Annotated in this window: 11 protein-coding genes (1 of these 11 only partly in view); 3 read left to right on the top strand and 8 right to left on the bottom strand. The window is 73.5% G+C overall.

Features of this window, described 5'->3' with window-relative positions:
* Nucleotides 1–1,003 carry the 3' portion of an MFS transporter gene (locus tag OIE69_RS19460; RefSeq protein ID WP_326573200.1) on the top strand. 245 nt of this gene lie to the left of the window's left edge, so only the last 1,003 of its 1,248 coding nucleotides appear in the window; the start codon falls outside the window, past its left edge; its stop codon occupies nucleotides 1,001–1,003.
* Nucleotides 1,004–1,010: 7 nt separating this feature from the next.
* Here OIE69_RS19460 and OIE69_RS19465 read toward each other — a convergent pair whose 3' ends face one another.
* Nucleotides 1,011–2,657 (bottom strand): ATP-binding SpoIIE family protein phosphatase, encoded by a 1,647-nt coding sequence (locus OIE69_RS19465; RefSeq protein ID WP_326573203.1) that lies wholly within the window; start codon nucleotides 2,655–2,657, stop codon nucleotides 1,011–1,013.
* A 116-nt stretch (nucleotides 2,658–2,773) separates the two neighbouring features.
* Complete coding sequence (locus OIE69_RS19470; protein WP_326573205.1) at nucleotides 2,774–4,153, bottom strand: NAD(P)/FAD-dependent oxidoreductase; 1,380 nt, start codon at nucleotides 4,151–4,153, stop codon at nucleotides 2,774–2,776.
* Between the two features lie 294 nt (nucleotides 4,154–4,447).
* Between OIE69_RS19470 and OIE69_RS19475 the strand changes: the two genes are divergently transcribed.
* On the top strand, nucleotides 4,448–5,146 hold the full coding sequence (locus tag OIE69_RS19475; protein ID WP_326573207.1) for a TetR/AcrR family transcriptional regulator: 699 nt from the start codon (nucleotides 4,448–4,450) through the stop codon (nucleotides 5,144–5,146).
* Between the two features lie 110 nt (nucleotides 5,147–5,256).
* A complete protein-coding gene (locus OIE69_RS19480; RefSeq protein ID WP_326573209.1) occupies nucleotides 5,257–7,116 on the top strand; it encodes a sigma-70 family RNA polymerase sigma factor in 1,860 nt (619 codons plus the stop codon).
* A 24-nt stretch (nucleotides 7,117–7,140) separates the two neighbouring features.
* Here OIE69_RS19480 and OIE69_RS19485 read toward each other — a convergent pair whose 3' ends face one another.
* From OIE69_RS19485 to OIE69_RS19510, 6 genes are all read right to left on the bottom strand, one after another.
* Nucleotides 7,141–7,839, bottom strand: a complete 699-nt coding sequence (locus OIE69_RS19485) for a DsbA family oxidoreductase (RefSeq protein ID WP_326573211.1) — start codon at nucleotides 7,837–7,839, stop codon at nucleotides 7,141–7,143.
* Nucleotides 7,840–7,987: 148 nt separating this feature from the next.
* The gene (locus OIE69_RS19490; protein WP_326573214.1) at nucleotides 7,988–11,236 is read right to left on the bottom strand and encodes a BTAD domain-containing putative transcriptional regulator; all 3,249 of its coding nucleotides are present in this window, start codon (nucleotides 11,234–11,236) and stop codon (nucleotides 7,988–7,990) included.
* Nucleotides 11,237–11,378: 142 nt separating this feature from the next.
* A complete protein-coding gene (locus tag OIE69_RS19495; RefSeq protein WP_326573216.1) occupies nucleotides 11,379–13,784 on the bottom strand; it encodes a PA14 domain-containing protein in 2,406 nt (801 codons plus the stop codon).
* A 300-nt stretch (nucleotides 13,785–14,084) separates the two neighbouring features.
* Nucleotides 14,085–17,135 (bottom strand): dTMP kinase, encoded by a 3,051-nt coding sequence (gene tmk, locus OIE69_RS19500; RefSeq protein WP_326573218.1) that lies wholly within the window; start codon nucleotides 17,133–17,135, stop codon nucleotides 14,085–14,087.
* 79 nt (nucleotides 17,136–17,214) lie between these two features.
* On the bottom strand, nucleotides 17,215–20,091 hold the full coding sequence (topA, locus tag OIE69_RS19505) for a type I DNA topoisomerase (protein ID WP_326573220.1): 2,877 nt from the start codon (nucleotides 20,089–20,091) through the stop codon (nucleotides 17,215–17,217).
* Nucleotides 20,092–20,252: 161 nt separating this feature from the next.
* Entirely contained in the window at nucleotides 20,253–20,453 is a 201-nt protein-coding gene (locus OIE69_RS19510) for a hypothetical protein (protein ID WP_392567531.1), read from the bottom strand.
* Nucleotides 20,454–20,698: the final 245 nt, after the last annotated feature.

Raw genomic sequence — 20,698 nt, forward strand, 5'->3', positions numbered from 1 at the left:
GGCGGCGGTGGGCTCCATGGGCTTCGGGCTCGCGTCGAGCGCGCCCCTGGTGATTGCCGCGTCCGCCGTGATGGGCGCCGGCATCGCCGTGATGCAGCCGGCGCTGGCCACGCTCATCGTGTGGTGCTCCACGCCGAGGACGCGGTCGCGGGCCTTCGCCACACAGTTCTTCCTGAGCAACCTCGGGCTGGGGGTCGGCGGTCTGCTGGGCGGTCTGCTGGTCGACACCTCGCGTCCGGACTCCTTCACGCTGCTGTTCTCCATCGAGTCCGCGATGTTCGTCGTCCTCGGTGTCGTCGCGGCCTCCGTACGGCTGCCGAAGGCTGCGCGCATGGAGACGGCGCCGACGGCGAAGGCGGCCGGCGGCTGGCGGGCGCTGTTCGCCGACCGGGCGATGGTGCAGCTGTGCGTGCTGGGCGGGGTGCTGTTCTTCGCCTGCTACGGGCAGTTCGAGTCGGGGCTCTCCGCGTACGCGGTCGAGGTGACCAAGGTGTCGCCGGCGACTCTGGGCCTCGCCCTCGCGGCGAACACCGCGGCGATCGTGGTGGCGCAGTTCGCCGTCCTGCGGTCGGTGGAGCGGCGGCGGCGCAGCCGGGTGATCGCGGCTGTCGGTCTGCTGTGGGCCGTGGCGTGGGTGGTCGCCGGGCTGGCCGGGCTGACGGGCTCCGCGCACGGGATCGCGACGGCGATGCTGATCGCCACGTACGCGCTGTTCGGGCTCGGCGAGGCGATGCTGTCGCCGACGGTCGCGCCGCTGGTGGCGGACATGGCGCCGGAGCGGATGGTCGGGCAGTACAACTCGGCGTTCGCGCTGGTGAAGCAGCTGGCGCTGGCCGTGGGGCCGGCGGTCGGCGGGCTGATGGCGGGCAGCGGGATGTACGCCGAGTACATCGTGATGCTGGTCGCGTGCTCGCTGGCTGTCAGCGTGCTCTCGGTACGGCTGGGCCGGCGTCTCACGGTCGGGCAGGACGCGCCGATGCGGGAGCCCGTGCTGGCTGCGTGATCCTCGGTCAGTTGGGGAGCGCGAACTCGCACCACACCGCCTTGCCGCCGCCGGGGGTCCGCCGGGATCCCCAGGCGGAGGCGATGGTGGCGATGATGGAGATGCCCCGGCCGGCCTCGTCGGCCGGTTCGGCGCGTCGGCGGCGCGGCAGGTGGTCGTCGCCGTCGGTGACCTCGATGATCAGGCGCCGGTCGGTGCGCCGCAGCCGCAGCCGCATGGGCGGGACGCCGTGCTGGAGCGAGTTGGCGACCAGTTCGCTGGCGGCGAGGACGCCGAGGTCGACGAGTTCGACGGGGAAGCGCCAGGAGGTCAGCACACCCTGGGCGAAGGCGCGGGCGCGAGGGGCCGCCTCGATGCCGCCGAGCAGTTCCAGGGAGGCGTTGCGGAACAGCTCGGAGTCGTTGCCCTCGCGCTGCGGGTACTGCATGACGAGCACGGCGACGTCGTCGGCGTGCTCGGAGGTGACGCCGAGGGCGCGCAGCAGGCGGTCGCAGATGACCTGGGGGCTGCCGGTGGCGCCGGCGACGGCGTTCATCAGGGCGGACACGCCCTCGTCGATGTCCTCGCCGCGGCGCTCGATGAGGCCGTCGGTGTAGAGCACGGCGGTGGCGCCCGGCCCGAGGGGGACGGAGCCGGAGGTGTGGACCCAGCCGCCGGTGCCCAGCGGCGGTCCGGTGGGCTCGTCGGCACGGCGGACGGTGCCGTCGGCGTCGCGGACGACGATCGGCAGGTGGCCGGCGGAGGCGTAGGACAGCCGTCCCTCGCTGGGGTCGTGGACGGCGTAGACGCAGGTGGCGATCTGGGTGGCGTCGATCTCGGCGGCGAGGCCGTCGAGGAGCTGGATGACCTCGTGCGGGGGCAGGTCGAGGCGGGCGTAGGCGCGGACCGCGGTGCGGAGCTGGCCCATGACGGCGGCGGCGCGCACGCCACGGCCCATGACGTCGCCGATGACGAGGGCGGTACGGCCGGCGCCGAGGGTGATGACGTCGTACCAGTCGCCGCCGACGGCGGCGTCGGTGCCGCCGGGCTGGTAGGTGGCGGCCACGCGCAGGTCGTCGGGTTGTTCGAGCTCCTGGGGGAGCAGGCTGCGCTGGAGGGTGACGGCGGTAGCGTGGAGGCGGCGCTCGCTCTCTCGGAGGCGTTCGGCGGACTGGACCTGGTCGGTGACGTCGGTGGCGAAGACCAGGACGCCACCGGTGTCGCCGGCGTCCTTCACCGGGACGGGGCTGCAGGTGAGGGTGAAGTAGCCCTGCCGGGTGGCGGTGGCGACCTTGCGGGCCTTGACGGTGCGGGGCTTGCCGCTGCGGAAGACCTGGTCCATCAGGGGGAGCAGGCCGAGTTCGGCCAGCTCGGGGAGGGACTCGCGGGCGGGCTCTCCCGGGGTGCGGGTGCCGAAGACCTCGGTCCACGCCTCGTTGACGTACCCGAGGTGGTGGGTGGGTCCGTGGGTGACCGCGATGAGGGCGGGCAGCCGGCCCAGCACCTCGCGTACGGGGAGGGCGTCGAGGGTGTGCGCCGGCGCGTCGGGGCGCTCGGCGGCCTCGCCGCGCGCTGCGGGTACCGCTCCGCCGGACGGGGGTTCGGCACCGGCCGCCGCCTGGGCATTGCGTCGCTGTGTTCCGGGGAGCCGGGCGCTCCAACGCGTGAGGTTCAAACGTCCGATTCCTCGTATTTGTCACTCTTTGCAGGTGCTGGCGCACGCTTGGTCACGGGTCCAGTGTGGCCGACCCACCGCTCCGGGGGAATCGGCCACCGCATCCGCACTGGCGGTCAGGGCGCGTCGGGCTTGCGTCCGGTCTCCGCGGCGAGCTCGAACTCGGCGCGGGGGTTCTCCAGCGAGCCGAGCGAGACGATCTCCCGTTTGAAGAGCCCGGACAGGACCCATTCGGCCAGGATGCGCGCCTTGCGGTTGAAGGTGGGCATCCGGCTGAGGTGGTACGCGCGGTGCATGAACCAGGCGGGGTAGCCCTTGAGTTTGCGTCCGTAGACCTGCGCCACGCCCTTGTGGAGCCCGAGCGAGGCGACCGAGCCCGCGTACGCGTGACGGTAGTCGGTCAGGGGCTCGCCGCGCAGGCTCGCGACGATGTTGTCGGCCAGGACGCGCGCCTGGCGCAGGGCGTGCTGGGCGTTGGGCGCGCAGAGCGCCCCGGGGTCGTCGGAGGTGAGGTCCGGGACGGCGGCGGCGTCGCCCGCGGCCCAGGCGCACTCGGTGCCGGCGATACGCAGGGCCGCGGTGCACTCGATCCGGCCACGGCCGTTGAGCGGCAGGTCGGTGCGGGACAGCACGGGGTGCGGTTTGACGCCGGCCGTCCACACCAGGGTGCGGGTGGGCACGCGGGAGCCGTCGTCGAGGGCGGCGACGCGGTTCTCGCAGGACTCCAGCCGGGTGTTCAGGCGGATGTCGACGTTGCGGCCGCGCAGCTCGCGGATGGCGTACCGGCCCATCTCCTCGCCGACCTCGGGGAGGATGCGGTCGGTGGCCTCGACCAGGATCCACCTCAGGTCGTCGGCCTCGACGTTGTGGTAGTAGCGCACGGCGTAGCGCGCCATGTCCTCCAGCTCGCCGAGTGCCTCCACGCCCGCGTAGCCCCCGCCGACGAAGACGAAGGTCAGGGCCGCGTCGCGGACCTCGACGTCCCGGGTGGAGGAGGCGATGTCGAGCTGCTCCAGGACGTGGTTGCGCAGCCCGATGGCCTCCTCGACGGTCTTGAAGCCGATGCCGTGCTCGGCGAGGCCGGGGATGGGCAGGGTGCGGGAGACCGAGCCGGGTGCCAGCACCAGATGGTCGTACGGCAGCTCCAGCGCGACGGAGCCCTCCTCCTCGGTGGCGAGGGTGGTGAGCGTGGCGACCCGCTTGCCGTGGTCGATGCGCCGGGCCTCGCCGATGACCAGCGTGCAGCGGTCCAGGACGCGGCGCAGGGGCACCACGACGTGGCGGGGCGAGATGGAGCCGGCGGCCGCCTCGGGCAGGAAAGGCTGGTAGGTCATGTAGGGCTGCGGTTCGACCACGACGATTTCCGCTTCGTCGTGTTTCAGCCTGCGCTGCAGCCGCAAAGCGGTGTACATGCCCACATAACCGCCGCCGACGACGAGGATGCGCGGGATACCGGATTCTTCTGCCGCGCCGGACGGCCCCTTGAGTGCTGCCATCGTTCCATGAGGCAATGGGCCATCGGGGTTTGTCCACAGGGCGGACGGCAATGAATGGCCGAATCCTGTTCTCCGGCAGGTCACGGGCGGGTTGCTGACCGGTGTGAAGTGCCGGGAAGGAGATTCGGCGGCCGGGGTACTCCGATCGTGGGTGGGTTCCCCCTTCATTCTTGACCGGGGCTCAACTATGTTCGTAACCCGCCGGGGTGCCCGCGCGGCGTAGTCCGCCGCCTTCCGGCGGTCATGGGGTGGGGAGTCTCCGGGGGGAGACGCGATTAACCGGGGGATACACATATGCATATTCAGGACCCTCAATGGGCGATGGCCGCGACCGTCAGCGGCCATCCCGATCCGGACGTGCGCGGTGGCGGCGGGGGCCGTACGTCCCCGCTGCGCGTGGACGCGCAGCGCAACCTCGAGCACGTCCTGCGGGCCGCGCGCGAGGTCTTCGGCGAACTGGGGTACGGCGCGCCGATGGAGGACGTGGCCCGGCGGGCCCGGGTGGGCGTCGGCACCGTCTACCGGCGCTTCCCCAGCAAGGACGTGCTGGTACGGCGCATAGCCGAGGAGGAGACGGCACGGCTGACGGAGCAGGCGCGCTCGGCTCTGGGCCAGGAGGAGGAGGCCTGGTCGGCGCTGTCCCGCTTCCTGCGGACGTCGGTGGCCTCCGGCGCCGGGCGGCTGCTGCCGCCGCAGGTGCTGCAGGTGCAGCCGGCCGGTGCGGCCGACGGGACACGGGTGCCGCAGCAGCGCGGCGGGGCCGACGACATCACGTCGGGCGCCGGGATTGCCGCCCTCCTGGACGTCGTCGGGCAGCTGGTGGAGCGGGCGCGGGCGGCCGGTGAGCTGCGCGCGGACGTGTCGGTGGCCGACGTCCTGCTGGTGATCGCCACCGCGGCGCCGTCGCTGCCGGACCCGGCCCAGCAGGCCGCCGCCTCGGCCCGGTTGCTGGACATCCTGCTGGAGGGACTGCGGTCCCGTCCGGGGGTGTGAGGCTGACCCGTTCAGGTGATGACCCGCTTCCGGGGGGTGAAACTCCCCGGACGGGTGGTTCTGATGCTTGACAGGTCGTCGGACGGTAAGGGTGTGCCACTCTTACGCCCGTGGATGAAGGAAACGGGGAGTCCGGTCCGCCCGCGGAGGCGGGGGCGGACTCCGGTGGGGGTCCGCCGTCCGGCCGCGTACCCGAGCAGCGGGAGCCGCTCGCGGAGCGTCTCCCCGAGGCCGCGGACGCCCCCGGGGCACAGCTGTCCGACGCCGACCTGGTCTCCCGGGTGCGCGGTGGCGACGACAGCGCGTACGAGGAGCTGTACCGGCGGCACGTGGCGGCCGTGCGGCGGTACGCACGCGGCTGCTGCCGTGACCGGCACACCGCCGAGGACCTGACCGGCGAGGTCTTCGCCCGCACGCTGCAGGCGATCCGCGGCGGCAGCGGTCCGGACGCCGCGGTGCGCGCCTACCTGCTCACCACGGTGCGGCGGGTGGCCGCGTCCTGGGGCAGCACGGCCAAGCGGGAGCAACTGGTCGACGACTTCGCGGTGTTCGCGGTCACCTCGGCCGGCGCCGCGGCGCCCGAAGGCACCCAGGAACTGGGCGCGGACGTGCGCGCCATGCACGAGGCCGAACGCTCCCTGGCCATCCAGGCCTTCCGTACCCTCCCCGAGCGCTGGCAGGCGGTGCTGTGGCACACCGCGGTCGAGGAGGAGTCGCCCAGCAAGGTCGCGCCGTTGCTCGGGCTGACGGCCAACGCCACGGCCGTTCTGGCGCACCGGGCCCGCGAGGGACTGCGCCAGGCCTATCTGCAGGCGCATGTGTCGTCCACGCTGACCGCCGAGGGGTCCTGCGCCCGCTACGCGGACCGGCTCGGCGCGCACGCCCGCGGCGGTCTGCGGATGCGGGCCGACCGGGAGTTGCGCAAGCACCTGGAGGAGTGCGCCAACTGCCGCCTGGCGGCGGCGGAGCTGGCGGACGTGAACGCGGCGCTCAAGGGGCTGCTGCCGGTCGCGGTCGTCGGCTGGTTCGGCGCCGCGTACGCGGCGAAGGCGGCGGGCATCGCCGCGGGCGGTGCGGCGGCCGGCGCCGGCGCGGGCGCCGCGGCCGCCGCCGCTTCGGGCGGCTCGGGCGGTGGCGCGGCTGCGGGCGCCGGTGGTGCCGCGGCCGCCGAAGGGGCCGCCGCACCGGTGAAGATCGCCGTCGCCGCTGGGCTGGCGCTCGCGGCGGCCGGTGCCGTGGTGGCGATCGCCCTGACCGGGGACGACAGCACGCCCCGGCCGCAGGCGCAGAGCAAGCCCTCGGCCGCGCCGGTCGTACCGGCGCCGTCGCCCACACCCACCCCCACGCCGTCGCGGCCCTCCCCCGCGCCGAGCCCGACGTCGTCCGTCCGGGCCCCCGTGGCCGCCACCCCGACCCCGACGCCTCCGGCGCGTCCCGTCGAGGAGCCGGCGCCCACGCCCAGTGAGCCGCCCGCCGCGTTCCCCAGCCGTACCCCGGAGCCCACGCCCACGCCCACCCCGACGCCGACCCCGGTGCCCGATCCGGTGGTCCACCGGCTGAGCGGCCTCGGCTACGGCGTCGCCGGCCGCTCGGACCGGCCCACGATCCGGCTCGGCGACTGGGTCTGGCAGCGCTGGGGCCTTCGCATCGGCGGCACGCGCTACCCCGACGGCATCACCGTCGGCGCGCCGTCCACCGTCACCATCGACCTCAACCGCTCCTGCACCGCCTTCGACGCCGTCGTCGGCATCGACGACGTCGCGCTGGGCTTCGGCGCGGCACGCTTCTCGGTCCACGGCGACCACGGGCAGCTGTGGCGCTCCGAGGTGCTGCGCGGCGGTGACCCCGGAGTGCCGGTGCACGTGCCGATCGCCGGCAACAGCACCATCCGGCTCAAGGTCGAACCGACGCGCAGGTTCCACGTGGTGAACGTCGCGGACTGGGCGGTGTCGCGGATCAGCTGCGACTGAGCCGTGCCGCCGCTCCCCGCCGCTTCAGCCGGCGGGGACCTCGCACGCGCCGTCGCTGCAGGCGTCGGCGGCGGGGGCGGCCGGTACGGCGCCGGTCTCCTGGGCGACCTGCTCCAGCACGCGCAGGAAGGTCGAGGACTCCTGGCCGCCCTGGACGGCCCACTTGCCCTCGAAGACGAAGGTCGGGACGGCGTTCACGCCGATGCCGCGAGCGTCGTCCATCTCGGCGAGCACCTCCGCGCGGCCCTCGTCGGAGGCGAGGAAGACGGCCGCGCGGTCGCGGTCCAGTCCGGCCTCGGCGGCGAGCGCGGCCAGGGTGTCGCGGTCGCCGACGTCGGCGCCCTCGGCGAAGTGCGCGACGAGCAGCCGGTCCTTGAGCGCGACCTGCTCCTTGGCGCCGTACGCGTTCAGGGCGTGCCAGAGCAGGCGGTGGGCGAGCAGGGTGTTGTTCTCGATGGCGCGGTCGAAGTCGAAGGCCAGACCCTCTGCGCGACCGAGCTCCTCCAGGCGGGCGTCCATCGCCGCGGACTGCGGGCCGTAGCGCTCGTCGAGGTAGGTCCGGTGGGACTCGGGGGTCTCCGACTTGTCGGGGGCGAGCTGGAAGGGGCGGTAGACCACCTCGACCTGGTCGGCCTGCGGGAAGGCGGCAAGTGCCCGCTCGAAGCGGCGCTTGCCGACGTAGCACCAGGGGCAGGCGATGTCGCTGTAGATCTCGACCTTCATGCTCTCTCCGTCACCGAAATCAGCGGTTGAATCCTCAAGAATGCAACGAGGAGGCCGTCCCCGGCCATTCCCTCGGCGCCGATCTCCCAGCATCGGATCTCGGCGTCGTCTCGCGGCGTCGTTCTCCCGGCGTCGTTCTCCCGCGCGGTCAGGCGGTCGCCTCGGCCAGCAGCGCGTGGGCGCCCTCGCCGCCCAGTTCGCGGCCGCCGGCGCGGGCCCGCTCGTACGGGCCGTCCCCGAGCGCCGCGCGGGCCCGCGCCTCCGCCGCGCGCACCCCCTCCTCCTCGGGGACCGGGCGCGGCAGACCCGCCCGCAGCCCGTCGGCCGCACCGTGCAGCCGGGCGGCCCGTACGGGATCGCCGACGGCGAGCAGCACCTCGGCGGCGTACTCGACCGCCGCCGCCAGACGCGGTTCGGCGCAGAATCCGTCGAGCCCCGCGCGCAGCGCCACCGCGAACCCGGCCAGGGCGCCCGCCGTGTCGCCCTCGGCGGCGGCGACCCTGGCCGAGAGGCTCGCCACGAGCAGCTCGAAGTCCGGCGGTGGCGTGCCCATACGGCCCTCGCCGTGCGCGAGTTCGACCAGCTGCCGGGCCTCCCGGAGCTCGCCGCGGCGCAGCAGGATCGTCGCCAGCAGCGCGCGGATGTAGGCGCGGGCGTCCCACACCCCGTACTGCTCGGCCTCCTCGGCCGCCTGGCGCAGCAGCTTCTCGGCGGCGTCGTCATCGCCCTCCCGGTGGGCCAGTTCGCCGAGGCGGGAACGGACGAAGATGCCCTCCACGTGCGCGCCCAGCTCCCCGCCGAGCCGCAGCGCCTCCTCCAGATCCGCGCGGGCCGCCGCGTAGTCGCCGTACGCCAGCGCCATCTCGGCGCCGGCCTCGCATACCTGGGCGCGCATCCAGCGGTCGCCGAGCCGCTCGCTGAGCTCCAGCAGCTCCGGCCAGTCGGCGGCGGCCCGCGGGAGCCCGCCGGGGAGGTCGATCGTGATGTGCGTACGGAACATCAGCGCGGCCGCGAGCTCCCACTCGCCGCCGTACGTGCGGCACGCGGCCACCATGGCGTCCGCGTGGCCCCGGATCGCCTCGTTGCGGCCCACGACGTAGTCGGAGAACGGCCACAGGATGCCCGGGAAGCGGGTCGAGTGCGGGCTCGGCACGCTGTAGACCTCGATGATCCTCGACGCCAGCGCCAGCATCTCCGGGCTCTGCATCTCCTCGCGGGGCATGGTGTCGCTGACCACGAACAGATGGAGCAGCCGCAGGTTCATCCGCGGCCAGAAACCGGGGGCGCCCGGATCCTCCGGCAGGCCGGACATCGCGATGAGCCGGACGAGCCACTCCCGCGCCTCGTCACGGAAGTTGCGCAGCCACCAGAACCAGCCCATGGCCAGGGCCAGGGCGATCGCCTCGTCCTCCTCCCCCGCGTCGATCGTCCGGCGCAGCACGCCCCGGACGTTGTCCAGGTCGGCCTCCACGCGCGCCGCCCAGAGCAGCTGGTCGGGGCCGCGCATGCCGGAGTCGGCGGTGCGGGCGAACTCCGTGAAGTACGCGGTGTGCCGGCGACCCGCCTCCGCGAGGTCGGCGGGGTCGTCCGCGGCGCGCTCGGCGGCGTACTCGTGGATGGTCTCCAGCAGCCGGTAGCGCACCTCGTCCGCACCGTGGTCCACGACGACCAGGGACTTGTCGACGAGCTGGCCGACCAGCTCCAGCGCCTCCTCCCCGCACACGGCCTCCGCCGCCTGCAGCGTGCAGCCGCCGGCGAAGACGCTGAGCCGGCGCAGCGCCGTGCGCTCCGCCCCGCCGAGCAGGTCCCAGCTCCAGTCGACGACCGCGCGCAGCGTCTGCTGACGGGGCAGCGCGGTGCGGCTGCCGCCGGTCAGCAGCCGGAAGCGGTCGTCGAGGCGGTCCGCGATCTGCCGCGGGGTGAGCACCCGCAGTCGGGCGGCGGCCAGTTCGATGGCCAGCGGCAGCCCGTCGAGGCGGCGGCAGATCTCGTCCACCGCCTCCGTGTGGTCGCGGTCCGCGTCGAAGCCTGGGCGCACGGCCGCCGCCCGCTCCACGAACAGCCGGTGCGCGGTCGGCAGCGGCAGCGGCTCCACCGGGCGCACCGCCTCGCCGGGCAGGCCCAGCGGCTCCCGGCTCGTGGCGAGCACGGTCACCCCGGGGCAGGCGGCGAGCAGTTGGTCGGTGAGCGCGGCCGCGGCGTCGATGACGTGCTCGCAGTTGTCGAGCACCAGCAGCATGCGGCGCGGCGCGCAGTGCTCCAGCAGCCGCGCCGCCGGGTCGGCCTCCTGGCCCGCGCTGCGCACCTCGCGGGCGGCGGCCAGCACGGCCGTGTCACGGCGCCCGATCGCGCTCAGCACGGCGTCCGGTACGGCGGCGGGGCGGTCCAACGGGGCGAACTCCGCCAGCCACACCCCGTCCGGGTAGGCGGAGGCGCCGGTCACGGCGGCCGCGGCCTCCTGCGACAACCGGGTCTTGCCCGAGCCGCCGGGCCCGGTCAGCGTCACCAGGCGGTGCGTGCCGTCGGTCAGGCTCGCGCGCAGCGCGCCGAGTTCGCTCTCGCGGCCGACGAAACTGGTCAGGCGGGCGCGCAGGTTCCCGGTGCGGGGCGGGGTGGCGGAGGTGGGGGGCGCCGTTCGCGGTTCCGCTGAGAGCAGTTGGGCGTGCAGGGTCCGCAGTTCCGGCCCCGGGTCGGTGCCGAGGCGGTCGGCGAGGTCCAGGCGGGTGTCCTCGTACGCGGCCAGGGCGTCGGCGGGGCGGCCCGTCGCGCGCAGCGCGCGTATCAACTGCGCCCGGAACGGCTCGTGCAGCGGGTGCTCGGCGACCAGCCCGCGCAGTTGCGGCAGCAGTTCGGCGGCGCGGCCGAGTGCGAGGCACGCCTCGATGCGGCGGTACGTCGCGGACAGCCGCAGGTCCTCCGCCCGGGCGGCGGCCGAACCCCGGTCCGGCAGGTCCGCCAGCGCGGGGCCGCGCCACAGCGCGAGCGCGGACTCCAGGCTCTCCACGGCGCCGGCGGGGTCGCCGGAGTCGAGGGCGGCGCCGCCTTCGCGCACGAGGCGCTCGAAGAGGTGGAGGTCGACGTCGTCCGGGGTGTCCGTGAGCAGGCGGTAGCCGGCGGGGCTCGAGGCGATGGTGTCCCTGCCGCTGTCCGTGTCCCGGGGCCCGAGGGCGCGGCGCAGCCTCGACACGAGCGCCTGCAGCGCGCCGGGGGCGTCCTGGGGCGGCTCGTCGCCCTCGCCGCCCCACACCTCGGCGATCAGGGTGTCAGGGGACACCGCGTGCGGGGCGTGCAGCGCGAGGGCGGCCAGCAGGGCCCGCAGTCGCTTGCCGCTGCCCAGGGGCACGGGTGCGCCGCGGGGGCTGCGCGCCTCCGTGGCGCCGAGGATCAGGTACCGCACAGGGCCATTCTTGCGGTGCGGGCCTCGCGGGGCGAAGCCGTTTCCTCGTGTGCGGCGCGGAAGCAGCAGTCGCCGACGCTCACCGTGCAGGTGCGAGGGGCCGGGAGAATCCTCCCGGCCCCTCTCGCTGTCACGCGTCCGGTCAGAGCCAGTCGTTCCAGATACCGCGCGCTGTCGACCAGGTCACGGCCTCGGCACCCGATGCGTCCAGGCGTACGACGCGGTAGTAGTACAGGCCGAGCAGGTCCTCGTGCACCGTGGTGTCCATGAAGAACGTTCTGTCCCCCATCGTGCCCTGAGCCAGGGTGACGTAGGCGGACGCGGCCGGGTCCCAGCGCTCCACGCGGTAGCTCGCGAACCGGGAGCAGTCCCCGAGGCCGGAGCTCTCGGAGCAGCCGACGTACAGGTCCGGGTACTGCCCCTCGTCGACCTCGGTCCGGGTCCAGCCGGGCGGGCGGGTGTCGGGCAGGGTGACCGAGACCTCGGCCAGGTGGAGGACGTCGAGGGGCACGTCGTCGTGCAGAAGCCGGTCGTCCGTGGCGGCCACCTTGTAGACGTGGGTGGCCCCGTCGGGGACTGTCGGGCAGAGGATCTCGGTCTCGCCCAGGGAGTCGCCCCTCCAGCAGTTCTCCTTCCAGACCGTCGCGCCGCTGTCCGGGTCCGTGACGCCCTGCCACACGTGGTAGCCGCGGATGTCGGCATCGGCGGGCGGCGTCCAGGTCAGCCGGACACCGAGCGGGACGCGTTCCGCGCTCAGGTTCTGTACCGGGGCGGGACGCTCGGTGTCAGGGGTGGTCTCCGTGGCGGCCGGGCCCGGCTGCGAGACATGCCCGTACCGGTCGGTCGTCACGACCCGGTACTCGTACGTCGTCTCCGACGTGCCCTGGACGTCCCAGCAACTGCCGTTGACCTGCTTTCGGGCGGACAGGGGGGCGTCGCCGCCCGTCCAGGTCCAGTACGTCGTCGGGTCCTGCAACGGCTCGTCCCGCGAGCTGGTCGGCTTGCACTTGTCCACGATGCGGGTCTCACCGGTCGCGGTGTCGGTCCGCACGATCTTGTACGAGGGAAGGGGCGCTTCGTCGACGGTCCACGGGTCGACGCTGCTCCACGAGACGATCACGCCCTCGTCGAACCCGCGGGCGGTGGTCTGGAACGCGGCGATCGCCTCCGGCCGGTCGGCCATCTTCAGCGTGATCTCCGCCGGCGCGGCGGCGTTGCCCACGGCGTCCAGCGCGCGCACCGCGTACCGGTAGCTGTCGGCGACGGCGACCGACTGGCGGGGCAGCACGTCGGTCTGCGTGGTGGTGCTCGTGGCCAGGGCGTCGACATAGCCGCCGCTCGCCGGGTCGTACTGGACGACCTGGTACGAAGCGGCTCCGGCCACGGGCGACCACACCAGATGCGGAACACCCGACCGGTACTCCACGCGCACCTTCTCGACGGCGGGCGGCGGGGTCCGGTCGGGGGTGGTGAACGTCGCGGCGGCCGAGTAGGCCGACCAGTTCCCGGCGGCGTCCCGGGCCCGGCCCCGGTAGGTGACCTTGCTGCCGTCGGCCCGGTACCCGGTGTCGCAGATCGCACCCTTGGCGCCGCCGTAGATGGTGCTCCAGCTGTTCGTGGCGGCGTCGAGCCGCTGCATCTCGTACCAGGCGATGTCGGCGGCGTTCGCCGCGGTGGTGACCAGCTCCGGGCCCGCGTAGGGCTGGTCGGCCGGGCACGAGTCCAACTCGACGAACGGCGCGGCGGGCGGCGTCTTGTCGACGGTGGTGACGAGCCGGTCGGCACTGCCGCCGGAGACGTTGCCCGTCTTGTCGACGGCCCGCACCTCGTAGTAGTAAGCCGCGCCGGTCTTCAGCAGGGTCCTGTCGGTGTACGACGTCGCGGTGGTCGTCGCGAGTGGCTTGGCGCCGTACGACGCGCCCTTCAGCCGCCGGTAGACCCGGTAGTTCGCGAGGTCCATCTCCCTGTTCCGGGACCAGGTGAGCTTGGCCGCGCCGGTGGCCGTGTCGTAGGAGACGGCGGCGCCTGTCGGGGAGAGCGGCTTGACCTTGTCGACACCGACGGAGGTACGCGGCGTGTAGGCGTACTTGACGTTCGCGGCGCCCGTCCAGTTGACGAAGTCGACGCGAAGCGTGTGCTTGCCGCTGGGGATCGTCACATCGACCGTCTTCTTGACGGTGGTGGAGACGTTCTTCCACAAGTCGACCTTGCGGACTCCGTCGAGGTAGACCCGTATGCCGTCCCGGGCGGACACCGTGAACGCGAAGGGGCCACCGGAGCCGAAATCGCGCGTCACCGACCAGCGCACGCCGAAGTTGTTGGACGGTACGCCGGAAACGGGCGCGCCCGTGCCCCAGTTCTGGTCGATCGCGGAGTCGCAGTCCGTCTTCCTCGGCGTCCCCGAGAACGTCGTGTTCGCGAAGAACTGCCGTTTGAAGACGGGGGAGGCGCAGCTCACCGCCGCGGAGGCAGGCGCGGCGGTGGCGGTGAGCAGTCCGCCTGCCGCGGCCAGAACCAGGGCGGTGGCGGTGACACGTCTGGGCTTCATCGAGTCCTTCAGGCCTGTTCAACGACGGACGCCGATCAGACGTCGCTGAACAGGACCGGCAAGAGCGTCGATTGGTTGTACGAACCTCGGCCGAACATTAGAGCGAATTCATTGCCGGGAGCCCGCTTCGCCGGTACTCCGCTGACGTTGCCGTGGGATCGCTCGAGGTTCGGCAACGCACTTGGGGCACCCCGGACCGCTCTCGGGGCGCCATCGGCCGAAGGCTGGGCGAGGGCGGGCGGCCGGGCGGACGCCGACCGCACCCACCCACACACGGCAACCAGCCGCACAGGGCACCGCCTAGCGGCCGGCACCGCCCTCGCGGTCCTCGTCCTCGTCGCGCGGGCCGAGCAACTCGTCCGCGAGGGAGGGAAGGTCGTCGAGAGGGGTCTCCTCGGCCCACGAGGGCCGCGGGCGGGGGCGGCGCCCCTCCTCGGACACGGAAGGCATCTCCCGCGTGCGCTCGTTCTCCGGATCCCGCGGCGCCGCCTTGGGAGCCTCCGGCGCCTCCGGCCGGAAGATGCCGGGTGGCACACGGTCGGTGGAGGGGACGGCCGGCAGAACGGCCGTCTCGTCCGCCGCGCCGGGGGTGACCGGGGGCAGGACCGCCGTCTCCTCCGCGTCGGCGGGCGCGGCGGGCCGCGGCGTCTCGACCGGCTTCGTGAAGTCCGGGAAGGCCGGCTTGACCGACGGCAGGACCGCCGTCTCGTCGTCGACGGGCACCGCGCGCAGCACCGCGGTCTCCGCGTCCCCTGTCGACGCGGCCGACGGCGCCTGCGGGCGGAGCGTCTCGACGGTCTTCGTCGCGTCCTCCGCCTCGATGCGGGCCTGCTCGGCCCGCATCAGGGCCTCCTCGGCCTTGCGCTGGCGCTCCAGGCGGCGTTCCTCGGCCTCGGCGCGGAGGCGGGCCTCCTCCTCGGCCTGGCGGCGCAGCCGTTCCTGCTCCTCGCGTCGGACGCGCTCCTCGGCCTCGCGGCGGGCGCGCTCCTCCTCCGCCTGCCTGCGGGCCTCCTCGGCCTGACGGCGGGCCTCCTCCGCCGCGGCTTCCTCGGCCTGACGACGGGCCTCCTCCTCGGCGAGGCGGCGGCGTTCCTCCTCCTCCGCGCGGAGCTTCTCCAGCTGCGCCTGGCGCTCGCGTTCGAGCCGCTCCTCCTCGGCCCGGCGGGCGGCCTCCTCCTCGGCGCGGAGGCGGGCCTCCTCCTCTGCCTGGCGGCGGGCCTCCTCGCGGGCCTCGATCTCCTTCTCCGACAGGGGGAGGATCTCGTCGAGACGGTGCCGTATCACCGTCGTGACGGCCTCCGGCTCCTGAGCCGCGTCGACGACCAGGTAGCGGGCGGGGTCGGCCGCGGCGAGCGTGAGGAATCCGGTGCGCACGCGGTCGTGGAACTCCGCGGGCTCGGACTCGAGACGGTCGGGCGCCTCGGTGAAGCGCTCGCGCGCCGCCTCGGGGGTGACGTCGAGCAGGACGGTCAGGTGCGGGACGAGTCCGTCCGTCGCCCAGCGGGAGATGCGGGCGATCTCGGTCGGCGCGAGGTCGCGCCCGGCGCCCTGGTAGGCGACGGAGGAGTCGATGTAGCGGTCGGAGACGACGACCGCGCCGCGCTCCAGCGCGGGGCGTACGACGGTGTCGACGTGCTCGGCGCGGTCGGCGGCGTACAGCAGGGCCTCCGCGCGGTGGGACAGCCCGCCGCTGGAGACGTCGAGCAGGATCGAGCGGAGCCGCTTGCCGACCGCCGTGGCGCCGGGCTCGCGGGTGACGACGACCTCGTGGCCCTTGCCGCGGATCCATTCGGCGACGGCCTCGACCTGGGTCGACTTGCCGGCTCCGTCGCCGCCCTCGACGGCGATGAAGAAGCCGGTGGGGGCGGGCGCCTGCTCGGGGTCGCCACCGCGCAGCGACTCGCGCAGGTCGCGGCGCAGGGGGACACCCTGGCGGTCGTCGGTCTTGCCGAGGACGAGCGCGGCGACGGGCAGCAGCAGGGCACCGATGAGCATGAGGGCGTACGCGGCGCCACCGTGGTCGAAGGTGAAGTGACCGTTGACGACGCGGTGCGGGCCGATGCCGCCGGCCAGCAGGGGGGTGCCCACGGCGCCGACCGCCATGAGCAGGTGCGCGACCGCGTGCAGGTGGTCGGTGGCGCGGCCCCGGCGGGACTCCTCGGTCTCCTGGTCCACGAGGACGTGCCCGGCGTTGGCCGTGATCCCGGCCGCGACGCCGGCGAGCAGCGCCAGCAGCAGCACGGTCGTCGGGTCGGGCACGATGCCGGCCAGCAGCAGGGCCAGACCGGTGACGGCGATGGCGATGGCGAGCAGGCGCCGCCGGGACAGGCCCGGGAGGGTCCGCGGGGCGATCCGGATGCCGAGCACGGGGCCGGCGGTGAGCGCCAGCACGAGCAGGCCGTAGCCGACCGGGCCCCCGCCGAGGTCGGCGGCGTGCAGCACGGCGAGCGCCACGGCGGCGGCGATGGCGCCGGCGACGGTGGCGGTGCCGAGCACGAGCACCGGTACGGCGCCGGTGCGCCCGCGGTCGTTGCTGCGCAGGCCCTGCAGCGGGGAGTGCGGCGGGGTGGCCTGGTCGCCCGGCAGCTGCAGCAGGTAGAGGACGGCGCCTGAGGCGGCGAACAGCCCGGCGGCGACGTAGGAGGCGAGCGCGGCCTGGTGCAGGCCGAACCAGTCGACGCCGAGGCCGATCAGGTTGCCGACGAGCGTGACGACGACGAGGCTCGCGGCGGCGATCGGGAAGGCGACGAACCCGGTGCGCTGGTCGAGGCGGCGCAGCGCGTCGAGGCGGTCGGGCAGCGGACGTACCGTTCCTGCGCCCGGCGCGGGCGCGGGCAGCAGACCGGGGGCGGCGCCGTCCTTGGCGACGGTCCACAGCCGCTCGGCCACTCCGGTGACGAAGACGGTGACCAGCAGCCAGACGACGGCATCGGCCGGCACCCAGTCGATCCACAGCGGGGCGACGATCAGCAGCGCGAGGCGCACGACGTCGGAGCCGATCATCGTCCACCGGCGGTCGAGCACACCGCCGGGCCCGGTGAGGGAGCCCAGCGGGCCGAGCAGTACGGCGCCGAAGAGCAGGGCGGCGAGCAGGCGCGCCCCGAAGACGGCCGCGACGGCGAAGGCCGCACCGCGGTACCCCCCGCCGAAGGACTGTGCGCCGGCGGCGGCCTGTGCCGTCAGGACGACCAGGACCAGCAGGGCGAGCCGGTCGCCGACCGTGCCGGTCAGCTGAGCGCCCCACAGCTTGCGCAGGGGCGGGATCTTCAGGAGCGCTCCCACGGCTCGCTGCCGTGAGTCGGCCTCGAGTTCGTCGGCGAACGTGTCCGTTGGCTGCTCGGATCGCGTCATTCCGCCAGCCTATCGGGACCCGGTGCCGTCCCGGAGGGCGCCTGCCGGGACCGCACCGGCCGTGCGGTCCCCGCAGGGACTACTCGGCGGGCTTCGCGGCCGAGGACGTGGCCTTCTTCGCCGTGGTCGTGGCCTTGGCGGCGGTCTTCCTGGCCGTTGTCTTGGCCGCCGCGGTCTTCTTCGCCGCGGTGGTCTTCGCCGCGGTGGTCTTGGCGGCCGTCTTCTTCGCCGCGGTCTTGGTCGCGGTCGCCTTCTTCGCCGGGGCCTTCTTCGCCGTCTTCTTGGCTGGGGCCTTGGCGCGCTTCTCGGCGAGCAGTTCGTAGCCGCGCTCGGGCGTGATCGTCTCGACGTCGTCGTCGCGGCGCAGTGTGGCGTTGGTCTCGCCATCGGTGACGTACGGGCCGAAGCGGCCGTCCTTGACGACGACGGGGCGCTCGCTGACCGGGTCGGTGCCCAGCTCCTTCAGCGGGGGCTTGGCCGCGGCGCGACCGCGCACCTTCGGCTGGGCGTAGATCGCCAGCGCCTGGTCGAGGGTGATCGTGAAGAGCTGGTCCTCGGTCTCCAGGGAGCGCGAGTCGGTGCCCTTCTTCAGGTACGGGCCGTAGCGGCCGTTCTGCGCGGTGATCTCGACGCCCTCGGCGTCGGCGCCGACGACACGCGGCAGCGACATCAGCTTGAGCGCGTCCTGCAGGGTCACCGTGTCGAGGGTCATCGACTTGAAGAGGGAGGCGGTACGCGGCTTGACCGCGTTCTTGCCGGTCTTCGGGGTGCCCTCGGGAAGGATCTCGGTGACGTACGGGCCGTAGCGGCCGTCCTTGGCCACGATCTGGCGACCGGTCTCCGGGTCGGCACCCAGCTCGAAGTCGCCGCTCGGCTTGTTGAGCAGTTCCTCGGCGAGCTCGACGGTCAGCTCGTCCGGCGGCATGTCGTCGGGGACGTCGGCGCGCTGCCCGGTCTCGCCCTCGGCCTCGCCGGCCTTCTCCACGTACGGGCCGTAACGGCCGACGCGCAGCACGATGCCGTTGCCGACCGGGAAGGAGGAGACCTCGCGGGCGTCGATGGCGCCGAGGTCCTCGACCAGCTCCTTCAGACCGCCGAGGTGGTCGCCGTCGCCGTTGCCGGCGTCGGCGGCGCCGCCGACCGGGGTCTCGCCCTCGCCGAAGTAGAAGCGGCGCAGCCACGGCACGGCCTGGGCCTCGCCGCGGGCGATGCGGTCGAGGTCGTCCTCCATCCTGGCGGTGAAGTCGTAGTCGACGAGCCGGCCGAAGTGCTTCTCCAGCAGGCCGACGACGGCGAAGGAGAGGAAGGACGGCACCAGGGCCGTGCCCTTCTTGAAGACGTAGCCGCGGTCGAGGATGGTGCCGATGATCGACGCGTACGTCGACGGACGTCCGATCTCGCGCTCTTCCAGCTCCTTGACCAGCGAGGCCTCGGTGTAGCGGGCGGGCGGCTTGGTGGCGTGGCCGTCGGCGGTGATGTCGCGCGCGGAGAGCGCGTCACCCTCGGTGACGGCGGGCAGCCGGCGCTCGCTGCTGTCGAGCTCTGCGTTGGGGTCGTCGGCACCCTCGACGTAGGCCTTCATGAAGCCGTGGAAGGTGATGATCTTGCCGGAGGCGGAGAACTCGACGTCCCGGCCGTCGGTGGCGCGGCCGCCGACCTTGACGGTGACGGACTGCCCGACCGCGTCCTTCATCTGGGAGGCGACGGTGCGCATCCAGATCAGCTCGTACAGGCGGAACTGGTCGCCGGTGAGGCCCGTCTCGGCCGGGGTGCGGAAACGATCACCCGAGGGGCGGATCGCCTCGTGCGCCTCCTGGGCGTTCTTGACCTTGCCCGCGTAGACGCGGGGCTTGTCCGGCAGGTAGTCCGCGCCGTAGAGCTGCGTGACCTGGGCCCGGGCGGCGCTGATCGCGGTCTCCGACAGGGTCGTGGAGTCCGTACGCATGTAGGTGATGAAGCCGTTCTCGTACAGCTTCTGGGCGACCTGCATGGTGGCCTTGGCGCCGAAGCCGAGCTTGCGGCTGGCCTCCTGCTGCAGGGTCGTGGTGCGGAAGGGCGCGTACGGCGAGCGGCGGTACGGCTTGGACTCGACCGAGCGGACGGAGAAGGCGGCGCCGTCCAGGGCGGCGGCGAGCGCGCGGGCGGCGGCCTCGTCCAGGTGGAGGACGCCCGCGCCCTCCCTGAGCTGCCCGGTCGACCCGAAATCGCGGCCCTGGGCGACGCGCTTTCCGTCGACGGCGTTGAGCTTGGCACCGAAGGTGCCGGGGTCGGTGGCATCACCGGAGCGGCCGGTGGCGAAGGTCGCGGACAGGTCCCAGTACTCGGCGGAGCGGAAGGCGATGCGCTCACGCTCGCGCTGGACGACGAGCCGGGTGGCGACGGACTGCACACGGCCGGCCGACAGGCGCGGCATGACCTTCTTCCACAGGACCGGCGAGACCTCGTAGCCGTAGAGGCGGTCGAGGATCCGGCGGGTCTCCTGGGCGTCGACGAGGGTCTGGTTCAGCTCGCGCGGGTTGCGGACGGCTTCCTGGATGGCGTCCTTGGTGATCTCGTGGAAGACCATCCGGCGGACCGGGACCTTGGGCTTGAGGACTTCCTGCAGGTGCCAGGCGATGGCCTCGCCCTCGCGGTCCTCATCGGTGGCGAGCAGGAGCTCGTCGGACTCCTTGAGCAGGTCCTTCAGCTTCTTGACCTGGGCCTTCTTGTCCGCGTTGACGACGTAGATCGGCTGGAACTCGCTGTCGACGTTGACGCCGAGCCGCGCCCACGGCTGGCCCTTGTACTCCGCCGGCACTTCGGCGGCCCCGTTCGGGAGGTCGCGGATGTGCCCGACGCTGGCCTCGACGACATAGCCGGGGCCGAGGTAGCCCTTGATCGTCTTCGCCTTGGCAGGCGACTCGACGATCACGAGTCGGCGGCCGCTGCCCTGTGCGGTCTCGCGGGTCGGGGACAACTTCGCTCTTCTCTCCGGGTCGAAGGTGGTCTCGCTGCGGAGTGTGACCGTACATCCCGGTCCCGTGTCAAACGGGAAAAGTCCGCAACGCCACTCGAACGGTAACCCGACAAGCGTCCTGTCTGCCGCACGGACTGCCGCCCATGTCCGATTTGCCCAGCTCAGAGGATCAGGAACAGCCAGACCCCGACAAGAAGCGAAGCCACTCCGAAGAAACCCGCCACGGCGGCAGACGCCGGGCCCCCTCCCTGGACCACCGGCAGGTGCCTCAGCGACCGGGTGACGGTCCAGGCCAGAAGGGCCGCCCCGAAAACCGCGAACACCGTCCCGGCGAAGATCCCTGGCGCGGTTTCCATGTACATGCCCCCGGATCCCTCTTGTGCTCCACGACCGACCCGCAGCCACGGAGAGTGGCACGCCGGGGCGACAGTGGGAAGAACCCACGGTGAACGCCGCCCGAAAAGGCCTGGCCGATTCCTTTCGCTCTCCTCTCACTCCCGTCCCACTCCCACCGGTCCCTCGCCCTGCCGCGGAGCGCCCCCGCAGTCACCTCCCGCGGTCCGTCCGCGTGTTCCCGCCGCTCCTCCCGAGCTCGCTTCCCCGCCCT

The organism is Actinacidiphila glaucinigra (genome assembly GCF_035918135.1).
In the GTDB taxonomy this organism is placed as follows: Bacteria; Actinomycetota; Actinomycetes; order Streptomycetales; family Streptomycetaceae; genus Actinacidiphila; species Actinacidiphila glaucinigra.